The sequence below is a fragment of the Shewanella seohaensis genome, from assembly GCF_023283775.1.
GTDB lineage: Bacteria > Pseudomonadota > Gammaproteobacteria > Enterobacterales > Shewanellaceae > Shewanella > Shewanella seohaensis.
In genome coordinates this window covers 328,877-344,908 of the sequence record NZ_JAKILE010000004.1, presented here as the reverse complement: position 1 = coordinate 344,908, position 16,032 = coordinate 328,877, and the positions used below count along the sequence as shown (strand labels likewise).

Sequence of the window (16,032 nt, the reverse complement as noted above, 5' to 3'; positions counted from 1 at the left end):
GATATGAAGTGTGTTGAGTGAGCGCAGTCTAGCGGTTTATCGGGCTAAACAAAACCCAAGGTGCGGGTAAATTCGGTGGTTAGGATTGAGAATATCTAGACGACACAAAGTAAAAAGCCATATTCGCCGAAACGAATATGGCTTTTTTGTAGGGTAATCGGTGGCTAAAGCCTAGCGCTTAGCGAATGATCATCTGGTCGCGTTCAGGTCCCACAGACACCATGCTCACACGCACGCCCATTAAGGCTTCGATGCGCTCAACATAATGTTGCGCCGCCTTTGGCAGGCTTTCGAAGGTGCGACAGCCAGTGATGTCTTCGCTCCAGCTTTCCATTTGTTCATACACTGGGCTTAATGCCGCAGTTTGAGGCCAAATGGGGTTTTCAGTGTGCTCACCTTCGTAGGCAACACAAATCTTAAGATCTTTCATGCCAGTCAGGCAGTCAATCTTGGTCAGGGCGATTTCAGTCGCTGCTTGCAGTTCAACACCGTTACGAGTTGCAACCGCATCGAAGTAACCCATATCACGTGGACGACCCGTAGTAGCACCAAACTCGTTGGCGTTTTTACGGAAATCATCCTGCTCTTCCATCGCAGTCACTAAGGTGCCAGTACCGACAGATGAGCTGAAGGCTTTCGCTACCGCAATCACACGCTCTGGGCGCAGAGCTGGTAAACCACTACCCAGACCTGCGAAAGCCGCCGTCACGTTAGAAGAGGTTGTGTAAGGATACTCACCGTAAATCAAGTCACGACCCGCGCCTAATTGCGCTTCAAATAACAAGTTAGCATCTTGTTTTTGTAAGGCTTTTAATGGCTCTGTCACGTTGCAAATAAATGGACGCCATGGGGCGGTCACATCCAACAACCATTGGGTCATTTCGGCAGCCGTTTGGCTAAAGTCACAGCTTGGGTACAGTGCTTTTAACTGGGGCAGTTTCCAGTCGAGCATAAATTGAATGCGTTCTTGCAGCACTTCGGGTTGGTTTAACCAGCCAACCAGAATACCTTTCTTCATCACGCGGTCGCCATAGGCTGGGGCAATCCCTTGACGGGTTGAACCATAGGCCAGATCGCCTAAACGTTGTTCTTCTAAGGTATCTTCCAGTGCATGGATAGGTAAGCACAGGGTCGCACGGTCAGAAATGCACAGTTTAACTTCAATGCCTGCCGCTTCGACTTCAGCGATTTCAACACTGAGTTTTTCAGGGCTGATCACCATGCCAGGGCCAAGTACTGCAACGCAGTTTGGATTGAAAATACCGCTAGGTAATTGGTGTAATTTAAAGGTGCCAAAGTCGTTAACGACCGTATGGCCTGCGTTGTTACCGCCTTGGAAGCGGACACTCGCTGCAGCATCTGCGGCTAAATAATCTACGATTCGGCCTTTGCCTTCATCACCCCAATTTGCACCAACAACTACGATAGACGGCATAACATCATCTCCACAGGAATTAAGCGATTATGCTAGACCTGCTTAATGAATAAGAGAAATTAATTATAGTTATCGTCGTGATAAGGAAATCATATATCATAGGGCGAGCTGATATGGATGGAGATGAATGCGATGCTGGAACTTCATTGGTTAAAGACCTTCGTAACCTTAGCCGAGTGTAAGCACTTCGGAAAGGCGGCAGCGGCGCTGCATATGACGCAGCCCAATGTCAGCTTGCATATCAAACAACTGGAGCAGAATACTCGAGTTAAGTTGATTGAGCGCAATCCGTTTAGGCTAACTCAGGCGGGGTTTCGTTTGCTCGAGAGCAGCCAGAAGACCTTGATGGAACTGCAAGTGTGTCAGGCGGATCTCAATGCTATCAACGATCTCAGTCAAGGCACCTTGACCATAGCGGCCAGCGATATCATTTCGCGTTTGCTGCTTATTCAGCCATTTCAGTTATTTAAAGCGGAATTCCCCGGGATTGATTTTTCCCTACTTAATACTACGTCTTCCCAAGCCTCTGAATTGGTGACTAATGCCGAGGCGGATTTAGGCTTTGTGATCGCGCAAAAGGAGAGTCAGCCGCTGCATTTTACCGAGTTACAGCAAATCAAATGGTGTGCCCTTGGGGATAATTTGCAGCTGTGGCAGCAAAGCCAAGCCAGCCATGATATGCCCCACGCGGAGCGGCCGACTTTGATTCTGCTCGGCCATGATACCCGTACCCGTGAGTTGCTCGATCCCGCATTACCGACCTTAAATTTACCCCGTTATCGGATCATGGAAGTCGGCAGTGTGGATGCGCAAATCGATTGGGCCGAGGCGGGCTTTGGGGTGGCGATTGTGCCTGAGTTTTCGATTTACACTAAGACGCACTTAAAGAGTAAAGTCACGCCATTGCCACAGTTTCCGAGCACCAGTTTGGGTTACATAGTGCGGCAAAATCAGATCCTATCGAAAGCGATTAAGCAGCTGCTACATTGGGTGAACCAAGAGATTATCCGTACCCAAGGCAGCTAATGGCGGTTTGAAGGGTTACTTAGTGCTAAGCAGTTGTTGATACTGTCCATTGGCTTTTAACTGGGTTAAGCCCAGATCCAGCTCTTTAGCGAGTTGTGCGGCTTTGGGGTTTTCCTTCGAAAAGGCTAGATAAATCTCGCTGCTGTGGTTGTTAAATGCGGGGATCACATCGTCACTGACGCCCATTTTTTGCAGGTTTTCCTGTGCGACTAAATCGAACATGACCGCCGCATCGACTCGGCCAATCATCAACAGATTAATCAGTTGCTGTTGGTTGGCGACCGTGATGACATTCAGTTGGCGCTGTTTCACCAGTTCGGGAAACTCATCGCCATACTCATAACTTTTTATGACCCCGACTATGCTGCCTTTGGGAATTTCCCATTTATTGGCGGCGATGAGCGGGCGTTGTTTACGTTGATAAAAAGAGGCTTTCGCCACAAATAGCGGCGTGTTACCAAACACAAAACGTTGCTCGGTACTCGCTTCGCGGGTCACGTTAAAGACTCCATCGACGGCACCTTTTTCGGCCATCATAAGGGCGCGGCTATAGGGTACGACTAGGCTGTTGACTTCCACTCGAGATTGTTTGAATGCCGCTGCGATAAGGCGATGGGAGATCCCTTGGCCAAACTGATTGGCAAACGGCGGCCAGCTGTCTTCGGCGGCTAAGGTGATGCTATGGCCTACGGCTTGTGGGCTACTTTGGCTTTCTTGGGCAAAGGAGGAGTGGCTTGTGGCAGAGAACAAAAATAAGCAAGCCGCAGTCAACAACGTCAACGGGTTATTTATTACTCGCTGAAATTCATTCCTTGTTGGGCTGCAAACACGCATCTTATTTCCGTATCATCCTATTCCTAATCGGAAATTTATATCATAAGTGCCTATAACGAACCTAATGATTTTGCGATTTGTGATGTGGCCGAGATTGTTTATGACAAAACGAGTTAGGCCATAAAACTGTGATCTTAAGTTGTGACTTTTGGTTTTTTAATTATTAGAATAATCTGATTGAAAAAAAACTAATGGAGTAAGTCATGGCGGATAAAGTCGTTGAAGTCACCACACATATGGGAAGCGGTTGGAAGGTTACGGCGCAGGTACGTGAGCATTTGCTGATTATCGATCAACCCAGCGCGTCCAATGAAGGCGCTAATCCCTTAGAGACCTTTTTATTTTCGCTCGGAGGCTGTATTTCGGCGATTGCTAAGATGGTTGCGCGTGAACGCAATATCACCATTCACCAGTTTGATGTGCATGTCAGAGCCGTGATGAATTCGGCGGGATTACTAGGCCAGCCTTCGGATGATCCTGTGGGATTTAAAGAAATTGCCATCAATGCCAGCATTGATGCTGACTTAACCGATGCACAAAAGAGCGAGTTTTTAGATACTGTGTGTAACCGTTGTCCTGTCCACGACAATCTGCTGCGTCCAAGCTTAGTCACTCACCAAGTTCAGCACTAATCTCAAGATTAATTTCGATAGCGGCTTAAAAGCATAAACCCCAGTGTTTGCTGGGGTTTATGTCAATGGGTATCAGCTAGTCGCACTATCACGCATTATTTTTCGGAAAGTTGGCTAACACTAGCTCGGCGACTTTGCGTAATTCTCCGGGGCATATGCCATTGGTGGCTTGCACTGCCATGCCTTGCAGCACTGTGCCTATATATCGAGACAGCAGCAGCGGATCGGCATCTGCGGGTAAATCGCCTTCATCCTTTGCCCGTTGCAGGCGTTGGCATAGTGCCTGTTCACCATCACGGCGGCGGGTAATTAAAGTATCTTTGATCGCTTGTCCGGCTTCGCTACAGGCGAGGGCGCCTTGAACAATCAAGCAGCCTTGGGGGTGACTCTCATCCACTAAAGATGATGCTGCGCCATAGAGCATGGCCTCAACCACTTGATAGGCGGTTTCTTTTTCAAGCGAAGGATAGAAAAATGCACAGGGTCGCTGCTCGTATAACTCGATCGCTTTCAGAAACAGCTGCTCTTTGTTACCAAAGGCGGCATATAGGCTGGGTTTGTTGATGCCCATGGCCTGAGTCAGATCGGTTAACGATGTACCTTCAAAACCTTTTTGCCAGAAGACTTCCAAGGCTTTAGCTAATGCATCGTCGGCGTCGAAGGCTCGTGGGCGACCTACGCAGGGCGTCTGGGTGACGGTTGACATCATTAGGCTCCTCAATTCTCAATTGCCCCTAGGATAGACATGGGTTTAGTTCATGTCCAGCCACTCTTGCCTGCTGTCTGCGGGTTAGGTGAGTAACTCACCAAAATATATCGTCCATTCAAGCCCACATAGCACGCTATCGGCGGCTAATCACCTCAAAGGCTTAACTAGCTATTTATTAAGCTGTCACAAAAATTAAATACTCATCGGTACAAAAAGCTGTTGACAGGGTCATTTTACACTATATATTACCGCTCAGTACATAATATTTTTTACCAATCGGTATTTATTGATTTTGACTGAGTGCCCATCACTGATGTCTGTCTTAAACGAGATAAATGCCTGCCACATGAGGATTGTAAGATGAAAAGTAACCAACCTTTACGGATATTGATGTTGACTGCCGTGGCGGCTTTTGTCCTTTCGGCCTGTGGTGAACCCGAAGCCCAGCAGGGGCAAGCACCGGGTGCACCTAAGGTCGATGTTGCGCAGGTATTGCATGAGCGCGTTACCGAGTGGGATGAATTTACCGGCCGTTTGCAGGCGCCAGAGAGTGTGACCTTAGTGCCACGCGTATCTGGCTATATCGCGTCGGTAAACTTTAAAGAAGGCGCCTTAGTGAAAAAAGGCGATGTGCTCTTCCATATCGATGCGAGTGTGTTCGAAGCGGAAGTGGCCCGGTTAAGAGCAGATCTTGCTAGCGCGCTCTCTGCTGAGCAACTGGCCACTAACGACTTAGAACGCGCCCGCAAACTCTTTGCCCAAAAGGCGGTATCTGCAGAATTACTCGATACCCGTGAGTCTAACAAACGTCAAACCACGGCGGCCGTAGCCTCTGTGAAAGCGGCGCTGCTGCGCGCCGAGTTGGACTTAGATTACACCCAAGTGCGCGCGCCGATTGATGGCCGAGCCTCCTACGCCAATGTCACCGCGGGTAACTATGTGTCTGCGGGGCAGAGTGTATTAACCAGCTTAGTGTCGACCGCCAGCATGTATGCCTACTTCGATGTGGATGAGCAAACCTATCTGAAATACGTCAAGTTAACCGCCGAGAAAAAGCGTAAAGACCCTCGTGCCGGCGACAATCCCGTGTATATGGCGCTGGCTAACGAGCGCGAATATCAACACATAGGTCTAGTGGACTTTGTCGATAATTCTATGGACAGACAGACGGGCACTATTCGAGTACGCGCCACGTTTAGCAATGAAGACAACAGCTTGCTCCCTGGTCTGTTCGCCAGATTACGTACCGCTGGTAGCGGCGCCTATGACGGCATCTTAATTGACGATAAAGCCGTGGGCACGGATCTGAACAACAAGTTCGTCTTAGTGGTGGCAAACGATGGCACTGTTGAGTATCGCGGCGTCACCCTAGGTGAAAAAGTTCAAGGTTTACGCATTGTTAAGCAAGGTTTAGCGGCAGACGACAAAATCGTCGTCAATGGCATGCAAAGGGTTCGTCCTAAGATGCAAATTGAGCCACATCTGGTTGATATGGCCGACAGCGAACAGCTAGAGGCGCTTCGTCAAGCTCAATTACTGCTTGATAAACATCAAGAAAATATCACCACCCCAGACGTTGAAGTAGCGAGCCGCGGTTAAGGAATCCAACAGAATGTTGTCGCAGTTTTTTATTAAAAGACCGATATTTGCAGCCGTTCTCTCGCTGCTGTTTTTTATCACAGGGGCGATTGCCGTCTGGCAATTACCCATTACCGAATACCCAGAAGTGGTGCCTCCGACGGTCGTGGTAACCGCCAACTACCCTGGCGCTAACCCTAAAGTCATCGCCGAAACGGTTGCCTCGCCCTTAGAGCAGGAAATCAACGGCGTCGAAGACATGCTGTATATGTCATCGCAGGCGACGTCCGATGGACGCATGACCTTGACCATCACCTTCGCCATTGGCACCGATGTGGACAGGGCGCAAACCCAAGTACAGAGCCGGGTTGACCGTGCTATGCCACGTTTGCCGCAGGAGGTTCAACGCCTTGGGATTGTGACCGAAAAATCCTCGCCAGACTTAACCATGGTGGTGCATTTACTGTCGCCGGATAACCGTTATGACATGCTGTATTTGTCTAACTACGCGGCGCTCAACGTAAAAGATGAGTTAGCACGCATCAAAGGCGTGGGCGCGGTGCGTTTATTCGGTGCGGGCGAATATAGTCTGCGGATCTGGCTTGACCCCAATAAAGTCTCGGCGCTTGGCATGTCACCAGCTGAGATTATCGCCGCGGTACGTGAGCAAAATCAGCAAGCGGCAGCGGGCAGTTTAGGGGCGCAGCCTAGTGGTAATGCCGACTTCCAACTCTTGATCAACGTTAAGGGTCGTCTGACTGAACTGTCAGAATTCGAAGACATTATCATCAAGGTTGGTCAAAACGGTGAGGTTATCCGTCTTAAGGATGTGGCGCGTGTTGAACTCGGTGCAACCAGCTATGCGCTGCGTTCATTGCTGGATAACAAGGACGCGGTAGCAATTCCAGTGTTCCAAGCATCAGGCTCGAATGCGATTCAAATCTCCGACGATGTGCGCGCCGAAATGGCAAGACTGGCGAAGTCTTTCCCCGAAGGGCTGCAATACGAGATTGTGTACGATCCGACCGTGTTTGTGCGTGGCTCTATCCATGCGGTGGTGAAAACCCTGCTCGAAGCCGTGCTCTTAGTGGTGCTCGTGGTGGTGCTATTCCTGCAGACTTGGCGCGCCTCGATTATTCCGCTGGTGGCCGTGCCTGTGTCTTTGGTGGGTACCTTCGCCTTTATGCACTTGATGGGCTTCTCGCTCAATGCGTTGTCGCTGTTTGGTTTGGTGCTGGCCATCGGGATTGTGGTGGACGATGCCATCGTAGTGGTAGAAAACGTGGAGCGAAATATCGCCTCGGGTTTAAGCCCCATTGCCGCAACACAAAAAGCCATGAAGGAAGTGACTGGGCCGATTGTGGCAACCACCTTAGTGTTGGCCGCGGTGTTTATTCCGACCGCCTTTATGAGCGGATTAACGGGGCAGTTTTATAAGCAGTTTGCACTGACTATCACGATTTCGACCTTTATTTCGGCCATTAACTCGCTCACCTTGAGCCCAGCGTTATCGGCGTTGTTACTCAAGGGCCATGATGCGCCTAAAGATGCGCTCACTCGGTTAATGGATAAGCTGTTTGGTGGTTGGTTATTTACGCCATTCAATCGCTTATTCAACCGTGCATCAGAGGGTTATGGCTATTTAGTGCGTAAAGTGATCCGTTTTGGCGGCATTATCGGACTGGTGTATCTGGGCATGGTTGCGCTGACGGGCGTGCAATTTGTAAATACCCCAACGGGCTATGTGCCAGGACAGGATAAGCAGTATTTAGTGGCATTTGCCCAATTACCGGATGCGGCCTCACTCGAGCGTACCGATGCGGTGATCAAGAAAATGTCCGACATCGCCTTGAATCACCCCGGTGTGGCGCACTCTATTGCCTTCCCCGGTCTGAGTATCAACGGTTTTACCAATAGTCCTAACTCGGGCGTGGTGTTTGTTGCCCTAGATGATTTTGAGTTACGTAAGAGTCCTGAACTGTCGGCGAATGCGATTGCCGGCCAATTAAATCAGCAATTTGCTGGTATTCAGGATGCGTTTATTGCCATCTTCCCGCCGCCACCTGTGCAAGGCCTCGGCACTATTGGAGGGTTCCGTCTGCAAATTCAAGACAGAGCCAACCTTGGTTATGAGGCCTTGTATCAGGTGACCCAACAAGTAATGTACAAGGCGTGGGCCGATCCACAATTAGCGGGGATTTTCTCTAGCTATCAAGTGAACGTGCCACAACTTGAACTGGATATCGATCGGACTAAAGCGAAACAGCAGGCAGTGTCGCTCGATCAAATTTTCCAGACATTACAAACCTATATGGGCTCGACCTATGTCAACGACTTTAATCGTTTCGGTCGAACCTATCAGGTGAATATGCAGGCCGACGAAGCATTCCGTCAAAGCCCGCAGCAAATTAGCCAGCTAAAAGTGCCTAATGTGAATGGCGATATGATCCCACTTGGCTCCTTTATTAATGTGAGTCAGAGCGCGGGACCCGATCGTGTGATGCACTATAACGGTTTCACCACGGCTGAGATTAACGGTGGCCCAGCACCCGGTGTGAGTTCGGGCCAAGCGCAGGCAGCGATTGAGAAAATCCTCGCCGAGACTTTGCCGATAGGCATGACCTACGAGTGGACTGAGCTGACCTATCAGCAGATCCTCGCCGGTAACACAGGCTTGTTAGTGTTCCCTCTGGTGATACTGCTGGTGTTTATGGTGCTGGCGGCGCAGTACGAGAGTTTGAGTTTACCATTGGCGATTATCTTAATTATCCCAATGACCTTACTCTCAGCGCTCAGTGGTGTGCTTATCTATGGCGGCGATAATAATATTTTCACCCAGATTGGTCTTATCGTCCTTGTGGGCTTAGCGACCAAGAACGCGATTCTGATTGTCGAATTTGCCAAGGAAAAACAAGACCATGGTATGGAAGTCATGGAGTCGATTCTCGAGGCGGCGCGCTTACGTTTACGCCCCATCTTGATGACCTCTATCGCCTTCATCATGGGGGTGGTACCTATGGTGTTCTCAACGGGCGCGGGCGCCGAGATGCGCCAGGCCATGGGGGTTGCGGTATTTGCAGGCATGATAGGGGTGACACTGTTTGGGTTAATCCTGACACCGCTATTTTACTATGCCCTCGCTAAACGCGGTCGCCGTAAAGCGGAAGCGCTAACGGCACAATAATTAAACCAGTTCAATCTGTTATCTCCTTAAAAGACCTGCAAATGCAGGTCTTTTTTTATTTTTGCGGGTAAATATCGACGAAGTAACTATAGTTAGATTAGTGCGTTAAATTAGGAAAATGCGATGAATGCTTTTCAGCCCCAGGAAATCAGCATCAAAATTGATGTGCGGCATGCGCTGTTAGCCGTGGCGACGGCATTGGATTTTGTCGGCGTGGATGATTTACACCACGGTCATCGAGTGGCCTATATGGCCTACGAATGCGCCAATGTGCTGGGCTGGTCAGATGAAAAGAAGCAGTTTGCCTATTTTGCGGGGCTTATCCATGACTGCGGCGTGTCTTCCTCCGAGGAGCATCTACGCCTACTCAAATTAATGCAGCCAGAAGATGCCACTTCCCACAGTCGCCGTGGGTATGAGGCATTAATGAAGTGTCCTATCCTAGATGTCTTTGCCCTCACTGTGTTTTATCACCATACACCTTGGCTAGAGTTGCAAACCGCGGCAATCTCTGAGTTTGACCGTGACCTTGCTGCGTTGGTGTTTCTGGCCGATCGGACCGATTTTCTGCGGGCGCGCTATACCCATGGTTGTCATCAAGAGCTAATCACCCTCCATGAGGGGTTAGTTGCGAATAATTTGCTAGCCCACAGTGGCGTGCTCTTCGAGCCGAATATGGTGGCGGCCATGTGCCAATTAGTCAGCAAAGACGGTTTTTGGTACAACATGGAGGCTGCCCATATCGAGCAAATGGCCCTCGAGTTTGAGGCGAATCAACTGTACGACAAACAGCTGGATCTCGAAGGCGTTAAGCAGATATCAAGATTTCTGGCGCGGATTGTCGATGCCAAGAGTCCCTTTACTTTTCATCATTCGGACAAGGTTGCACTGCTGGCAAAACTGGTTGCTAAGGATTGTGGCATATCGGATACCGATGCCGAGTTATTGTATGTGGCTGGGCTGTTACACGATGTTGGTAAGCTCAAAACCCCCGATTTATTACTCCATAAGGAAGGCAAGCTGACTAGGGAGGAATACTCGATTATGAAGCGCCACACCGTCGATACCGACCACACCTTAAAGAGCTTTTTTCCAAAGTCTGTGATTGGTGAGTGGGCGTCAAACCACCATGAGCGTCTCGATGGCTCGGGCTATCCCTTTAGAAAAAGACAAGAACAGTTAGATTTACCTTCGCGTATCCTTGCTCTCGTCGATGTATTTCAAGCCTTAACCCAACATCGGCCTTATCGAGGTTCAATGTCCTTAAGTGAGGTGCTGGAGATTATGTTGCCTATGGTTCAACAAGGTAAGTTGGACTCGAACGTTTATGATGTGTTGCTAGCCGATGCCGATAATTTTTACCAACTCTCGACACAAGAGTATGAGGACATTAAGTTATAAAGCGGAGCAAATGGTGACTCTAGATTAGTCACTGTCGGTGCTTCAGCAGTATTTAAGTGTGGTGTTTTCATTTTTCTGCTGCCTGTTAGCACAACGGCCGTTGGGCGATAAGCCTTGCTTCTGTTTTAATTCTGCTAGATTGGGGCGGATTTTCGGTAAATGAATGATTTTCAACACCACACAGATCCAAATCCTATACTGATATCGTATGACTAGATATGCCTATGTCTTGCTGCACTCTTGCCGTCACCTTTCGTTTGGGGTAACCAATGATATTAAATCGCGCTGTATTTACCTTGTTTGTCTGTATGGTGCTGCCCATGAGTATGGCCGCAGACCTCCAGATTCAGGTGGTAGACTCGCAACAAGTGGCGCTGGCCGATGCGGTTGTGGAACTTATCCCTGATGTGATGCCCGATAAAACGACCATTACTGATCATTATGAAATGTCACAAAAAAACCGTACCTTTATCCCCTTTGTGCTGGCAGTTCCTAGAGGATCAAAAGTAGATTTTCCTAATCTGGATCGTACCCGCCACCATGTGTATTCCTTTTCCGAGGCCAAACCGTTCGAGTTGAAACTCTATGTGGGTAAAGCCGAAGCGCCTATTATGTTTGATAAACCTGGCCTAGTGGCGCTTGGCTGCAATATTCACGATTATATGCAAGCCTTTATTTATGTTGCAGATAGCCCCATTGTGGCGGTGGCGAACGAAAAAGGAGAGATCCAATTCAAGGCACTTACGGCCGGTCATTATAAAGTCAAACTTTGGCATCCATGGCAGAAGGCCATTTCTGAGCCTAAGGACCTCAATTTGGCTGCAGAGACTCAAACACTCACGCTGGCATTAGATGTCGAGCGTCAGGCAAAACCTTCGGCTCCGCCATCGGGGTTTGGATCCTTTGATGCTAAATAGTTTCCGTGCTCGACTGATTTTAGTTTTCTTTACTGTGCTGACCCTAGTGCAGTTAGCCACGGCATTTTCAGTGTTGACGGCAACACAGAGAGATAACTTTTTACAGCAACAAAAGAGCCTTGAAATCGGCGCGAATGTGTTTCTCGAAGTGTTGTCTAATCGCGGTACTCAACTCAGTCAAAGCTTATCTGTGCTCAGCGCCGATTTTGGTTTTAAGCGTGCGATTGCGACAAGAGAGCAAGAAACGATAGAGTCGGTATTATCCAATCATGGTGCCCGTATCGGTGCTGATGCAGCCATATTATTGTCACCCAAGGGGGAACTGTTAACCTCAAGCCTGCCAGGGCTTACGCAGGATGATATTCAATCCCTATTTGAACTGGCCACCAGCAATACCAATGCCTTGGCGATTCTCGATTTTGACCATGCGAGTTATCAGTTTGTCCTTCAACCAGTCAAGGCGCCAACTCTGATAGCCTGGGTTGGTATGGGCTTTTTGTTAGATGAAAAAGTGGCTAGCCAAGCCAAAGCCATCACTGGGATTGATGTTAGCTTTGTTAATAAGACCAATGGCCGGACTGAAATCGCCTCCACCTTATCCAGCGCCGAACAACAGAGTGTGCTTGCGCAGAAAAACCGATTCCCCAGCCTGTTAACTATGCCCAGCGAGTATATTCCTGCGGACTACTTATCCATGGCAATCAAGCTGTATGAGCATAATGGTCGCCAGTTGGCGCTGCTGCACCAGTCAAACCTCAAGTGGCAGCAAAGTTATCTGCATTTACGCAATAACATGCTGCTGATCTTTGCGTTGACGCTGGCATTGGCGATTGCCATTGCCATTTGGTTGTCGGGCAGTTTGACCGAGCCCGTTCATCGATTGGTGCAATATGCCCGTAAAATTGGTCAGGGGCTGCAGCCTGAGAGCATTCAGGGGGCGCCTGCGGAATTGCGGGTATTGGCCAACAGTTTGTCTTTGATGCGGGAGGATATTGAGGCGCGCGAAAAGGATTTACTGTATCAGTCGCGCCACGACAGTTTGACAGGCTTGCTGAATCGTTTCGCGGCAAAACAGCATTTAACCGATCTTAACCAAGATCTCTCCGGCACTATCGTATTGCTGGATATCAAGCATTTTCGCCATATCAACGACATTATCGGTTTTGCTAACGCCGATAGCTTATTGCTGCTGTTTGCCCGCCGTTTGGAGCAGCTGGCGCCCACAGCCGATATGCTGGCGCGATTGGATGGCGATTCGTTTTTGCTCTTGTATCGCCAAGGGATTGGGGGCGATCAATTACTGAAATCCTTGGATATGCTAGAAGCTCCCTTTCCTATCCAAGGTTCCAATATTTCGCTGACGGTGCGAGCAGGGCTGCTCGAAATTGATGGCAATGGTGCCGACATTGATGTGTTGCTGCGCCGCGCCGAAATTGCCCTCAACCAGGCCTGCCTTCAGGAACTGCGAATCGTTAGTTATCGTGAGGGCGACGATGAAAAGTACCAGCGAGAACTCACTCTTATCCGTGATTTGCCTATCGGTTTGGCGCTGGACCAGCTCTATTTGGTGTTTCAGCCCAAGGTTAATTTGCCGCTCAATCAATGTACTGGCGCCGAAGCACTTATCCGCTGGCAACATCCTACTCTGGGTTTTATCCCGCCGGATGAATTTATTCAACTCGCTGAAAACTCAGGCAACATTGATATTGTCAGCCAATGGGTATTGAAGCAGGCCATCAAACAGTTGGTGACATGGCAGCAGCAGGGCCTAGCGCTGAAGTTGGCGATTAACCTGTCTGCCCACGATTTACTGGATACACGTTTACCAAATCAAATTGCCAACCTGTTAAAGGACAATCATCTGCAACCCGGCGCACTCTGCATCGAGGTCACTGAAGGCGCCGTGATGAAAGATGCGCAAACCGTTGTGGGGGTCTTGCAACGATTCCGCGATATGGGCGTCTCGGTTGCGATTGATGATTTTGGCACCGGACATTCATCACTGGCGTATTTGAAACTATTACCCGTTGATGAAGTGAAGATTGATCGTAGCTTTATCCAGAATATGCACTTGAACAGTCAGGATGCCATGATAGTCAATACCAGCATTCAATTGATCCATGGCCTCGGCTTTAGCGTTGTGGCTGAAGGTGTTGAAGAGCGAGAAGGTGTTGATATTCTTCGTCATCTCAACTGCGATCTGATCCAGGGCTATGTGTATTCCAAGCCGTTAAAAGCGGCTGAGTTTGACCAATGGTTTGAAGCATTTAACAGTAGCAGCAAATAAGAAAACACCGAATGGCGTCTGGCGTCATCATCGCCCTCTAATGCAATCAATCGCGTATTGAGTGAGTATGTCCATGAACACAATGAAGTTGAGCTTATCGACTCGGCGCTATACTAGGGCGCTGCTTTGTCTGTTTTGCCCGCTTTGGTTAGGGGGCATTGCGCCAGTTGTGGCTGAGGGTAGCCGTGTGATCGCCACTGGCGGCGCGTCAATGACTGAGGGCAGTGCTGGCGGTGGTATAGTGCCTTGGGCCGTGATCAACGGTTATGGCAGTAGTGAAGAGTGGTCGGCAACGGCCATGGCCACGGGTGTTTATGTCGATGATTTTACGCTAAAAGTGATGGGCGTCTCGTTAAGTTATGACAATCGGTTTGAGCTCAGTTTGGCAAGGCAAACCTTTGATTTGGATACTCTTGGCGGCGAGCTTGGCCAGGATATCGTCGGGTTCAAATACAAGCTTGCCGGCGAGTTGTTATATACCGCCATGCCACAAATCACCTTGGGCGCACAGTATAAAAAAGTGGATGACTTTAGCCTTCCTCAGGCGGTTGGCGCGCGGGATGATTGGGGTTTAGATATATATGTCGCTGCCAGTAAAGTGTTTTTTGATACGGTAGCGGGTCGTAATTTGTTACTCAATGCCACAGTGCGCGCGACCAAAGCCAATCAAACTGGCTTATTAGGGTTTGGCACTGAGGCCAGTAACGATTACCACTTTATGTTGGAAGCCTCGGCTGCGTTACTGCTCACCGATAATCTGGCACTGGGTATTGAATATCGTCAAAAACCGAACGAACTGGGATTTGCTCGAGAGGATGATTGGCAGGACATATTTTTAGCTTGGTTTATCAATAAGCATCTGTCAGTGGTCACAGCCTATGCCGATTTAGGCAGCATTGCGGGTTTTGAGCATCAACGGGGCTGGTATCTGTCGTTGGAGGGCGCGCTATGAGTCATTTTCGCAAGTTTCTCGCACACTTAACCACGGCACTTTTAATCACAGCACTTCCAATCTCGACAGTTTTACTTGCTGGCTGCGCCCTATCTGATCCTGACACCCCAGTATCTAGTGCGAACGCCAGTCCTACAACCCTGTATCAGGCCCTCGGTGGTGATTCGGGCGTTTCGGCTATCGTTGATGGCTTGCTTGCGCATATCGCGCGGGATCCCCGCATTGTCCACCACTTCGATGAAACGGATATTGCCATCTTTCGCGAGCGTCTTATCGAACATTTGTGCGCTGTCACGGATGGAGGCTGCGTCTATCAAGGCGAAAATATGGCAGACAGCCATAAAGGTTTGAATATCACTCAGGCCGATTTTGATGCTTTAGTCGGGCATTTGATTGAATCGATGAAGGAACTGCATATTTCAACATCGACCCGCAATGCGCTGCTGAAGCGCCTTGCGCCCATGTATTCCGAGGTGACGTATCAGTAACGGCTCGCTAACTCGTGCGTGTGGGTGATGCAGTTAGGCTGGGGATATACTGGCATTAACGTAACAATGACTCTTCTATCGGATTAAAGCAGCTAGCCGCCTCCATCAGAGATTTTGCCGTGAGGGAGGGCACGCCATACACCTCAGCCTCGATGGCGTATTTTTGCCTTATCTTATCGAGCAAGAGGGCAAAGTCCCCATCGCCAGACAGCAAGATCACTGTATCCACCTCGGGCGCCATCTCCAGCACATCTATGGTGATGCCCACATCCCAATCACCCTTTGCCGAACCATCACTGCGCTGAATAAAGGGCTTAAGTTTTAGCTCAAAACCAATATGTCTCAGCGCATCTTGAAACTTTAATTGACCATCGTCCCCGCGATGAATGGCGTAGGCGATGGCGCTGACAATCTCACCCTGCGCGCTTAACTGTTGCCAGAGTTTGCGATAGTTAAACTGGCGCTGATAAGCCTCACGGCAGGTGTAGTAGATGTTTTGCACGTCGACAAACAGGGCGATTTTTTTCAAGGGATTATGGCTATCAGTTGGGTGACTCTGCGCACTATAGCACAGCAAGGCGGCGAATGG

The 16,032-nt window shown here is 49.3% G+C and carries 13 protein-coding genes; 9 read left to right on the top strand and 4 right to left on the bottom strand.

Annotation, left to right across the window (positions count from 1 at the left end):
- Window positions 1–178 precede the first annotated feature (178 nt).
- Window positions 179–1,435 (bottom strand): adenylosuccinate synthase, encoded by a 1,257-nt coding sequence (locus L2713_RS07040; protein WP_011716179.1) that lies wholly within the window; start codon window positions 1,433–1,435, stop codon window positions 179–181.
- Window positions 1,436–1,567: 132 nt separating this feature from the next.
- On the opposite strand from L2713_RS07040, the gene L2713_RS07035 reads away from it, so the two are divergent.
- Window positions 1,568–2,461, top strand: coding sequence for a LysR family transcriptional regulator (locus L2713_RS07035; RefSeq protein ID WP_041408992.1), 894 nt, complete (start codon window positions 1,568–1,570; stop codon window positions 2,459–2,461).
- Window positions 2,462–2,476: 15 nt separating this feature from the next.
- Here L2713_RS07035 and L2713_RS07030 read toward each other — a convergent pair whose 3' ends face one another.
- Window positions 2,477–3,295: a substrate-binding periplasmic protein gene (locus L2713_RS07030; RefSeq protein WP_109287381.1), complete on the bottom strand. Its 819-nt coding sequence runs from the start codon at window positions 3,293–3,295 to the stop codon at window positions 2,477–2,479.
- Window positions 3,296–3,498: 203 nt separating this feature from the next.
- Between L2713_RS07030 and L2713_RS07025 the strand changes: the two genes are divergently transcribed.
- On the top strand, window positions 3,499–3,927 hold the full coding sequence (locus L2713_RS07025; protein ID WP_248967397.1) for an OsmC family protein: 429 nt from the start codon (window positions 3,499–3,501) through the stop codon (window positions 3,925–3,927).
- An 88-nt stretch (window positions 3,928–4,015) separates the two neighbouring features.
- Here the strand turns inward: L2713_RS07025 and L2713_RS07020 are convergent, their stop codons facing one another.
- The gene (locus L2713_RS07020) at window positions 4,016–4,636 is read right to left on the bottom strand and encodes a TetR/AcrR family transcriptional regulator (RefSeq protein WP_011716182.1); all 621 of its coding nucleotides are present in this window, start codon (window positions 4,634–4,636) and stop codon (window positions 4,016–4,018) included.
- A gap of 360 nt (window positions 4,637–4,996) precedes the next feature.
- Between L2713_RS07020 and L2713_RS07015 the strand changes: the two genes are divergently transcribed.
- The 7 genes from L2713_RS07015 to L2713_RS06985 all read left to right on the top strand — a co-directional run bounded on the left by L2713_RS07015 (window position 4,997) and on the right by L2713_RS06985 (window position 15,443).
- Window positions 4,997–6,235, top strand: coding sequence for an efflux RND transporter periplasmic adaptor subunit (locus tag L2713_RS07015; RefSeq protein ID WP_011716183.1), 1,239 nt, complete (start codon window positions 4,997–4,999; stop codon window positions 6,233–6,235).
- Window positions 6,236–6,248: 13 nt separating this feature from the next.
- On the top strand, window positions 6,249–9,398 hold the full coding sequence (locus L2713_RS07010) for an efflux RND transporter permease subunit (protein WP_011716184.1): 3,150 nt from the start codon (window positions 6,249–6,251) through the stop codon (window positions 9,396–9,398).
- A 123-nt stretch (window positions 9,399–9,521) separates the two neighbouring features.
- A complete protein-coding gene (locus L2713_RS07005; protein ID WP_248967396.1) occupies window positions 9,522–10,799 on the top strand; it encodes an HD-GYP domain-containing protein in 1,278 nt (425 codons plus the stop codon).
- A 269-nt stretch (window positions 10,800–11,068) separates the two neighbouring features.
- Window positions 11,069–11,716, top strand: a complete 648-nt coding sequence (locus L2713_RS07000) for a methylamine utilization protein (protein WP_248967395.1) — start codon at window positions 11,069–11,071, stop codon at window positions 11,714–11,716.
- A complete protein-coding gene (locus L2713_RS06995; protein WP_248967394.1) occupies window positions 11,706–14,003 on the top strand; it encodes a bifunctional diguanylate cyclase/phosphodiesterase in 2,298 nt (765 codons plus the stop codon). Before L2713_RS07000 ends, L2713_RS06995 begins: the two co-directional genes overlap by 11 nt.
- A gap of 73 nt (window positions 14,004–14,076) precedes the next feature.
- The gene (locus L2713_RS06990; protein ID WP_248967393.1) at window positions 14,077–14,955 is read left to right on the top strand and encodes a DUF3034 family protein; all 879 of its coding nucleotides are present in this window, start codon (window positions 14,077–14,079) and stop codon (window positions 14,953–14,955) included.
- Complete coding sequence (locus tag L2713_RS06985; protein WP_248967392.1) at window positions 14,952–15,443, top strand: group I truncated hemoglobin; 492 nt, start codon at window positions 14,952–14,954, stop codon at window positions 15,441–15,443. The genes L2713_RS06990 and L2713_RS06985 overlap by 4 nt, the downstream gene beginning before the upstream one ends.
- A gap of 55 nt (window positions 15,444–15,498) precedes the next feature.
- On the opposite strand, the gene L2713_RS06980 is transcribed toward L2713_RS06985, so the two are convergent.
- On the bottom strand, window positions 15,499–15,972 hold the full coding sequence (locus L2713_RS06980; RefSeq protein WP_248967413.1) for a LabA-like NYN domain-containing protein: 474 nt from the start codon (window positions 15,970–15,972) through the stop codon (window positions 15,499–15,501).
- Window positions 15,973–16,032 lie beyond the last annotated feature (60 nt).

What these genes read in the sequence shown, in the direction of transcription:
- L2713_RS06985 (WP_248967392.1), top strand. Translation starts at nt 14,952, where the DNA reads ATGAGTCATTTTCGCAAGTTTCTCGCACACTTAACCACGGCACTTTTA.
- L2713_RS07000 (WP_248967395.1), top strand. Translation starts at nt 11,069, where the DNA reads ATGATATTAAATCGCGCTGTATTTACCTTGTTTGTCTGTATGGTGCTG.
- L2713_RS07010 (WP_011716184.1), top strand. Translation starts at nt 6,249, where the DNA reads ATGTTGTCGCAGTTTTTTATTAAAAGACCGATATTTGCAGCCGTTCTC.
- L2713_RS07040 (WP_011716179.1), bottom strand. Translation starts at nt 1,435, where the DNA reads ATGCCGTCTATCGTAGTTGTTGGTGCAAATTGGGGTGATGAAGGCAAA.
- L2713_RS07005 (WP_248967396.1), top strand. Translation starts at nt 9,522, where the DNA reads ATGAATGCTTTTCAGCCCCAGGAAATCAGCATCAAAATTGATGTGCGG.
- L2713_RS07020 (WP_011716182.1), bottom strand. Translation starts at nt 4,636, where the DNA reads ATGATGTCAACCGTCACCCAGACGCCCTGCGTAGGTCGCCCACGAGCC.
- L2713_RS06990 (WP_248967393.1), top strand. Translation starts at nt 14,077, where the DNA reads ATGAACACAATGAAGTTGAGCTTATCGACTCGGCGCTATACTAGGGCG.
- L2713_RS07025 (WP_248967397.1), top strand. Translation starts at nt 3,499, where the DNA reads ATGGCGGATAAAGTCGTTGAAGTCACCACACATATGGGAAGCGGTTGG.
- L2713_RS07030 (WP_109287381.1), bottom strand. Translation starts at nt 3,295, where the DNA reads ATGCGTGTTTGCAGCCCAACAAGGAATGAATTTCAGCGAGTAATAAAT.
- L2713_RS07035 (WP_041408992.1), top strand. Translation starts at nt 1,568, where the DNA reads ATGCTGGAACTTCATTGGTTAAAGACCTTCGTAACCTTAGCCGAGTGT.
- L2713_RS07015 (WP_011716183.1), top strand. Translation starts at nt 4,997, where the DNA reads ATGAAAAGTAACCAACCTTTACGGATATTGATGTTGACTGCCGTGGCG.
- L2713_RS06995 (WP_248967394.1), top strand. Translation starts at nt 11,706, where the DNA reads ATGCTAAATAGTTTCCGTGCTCGACTGATTTTAGTTTTCTTTACTGTG.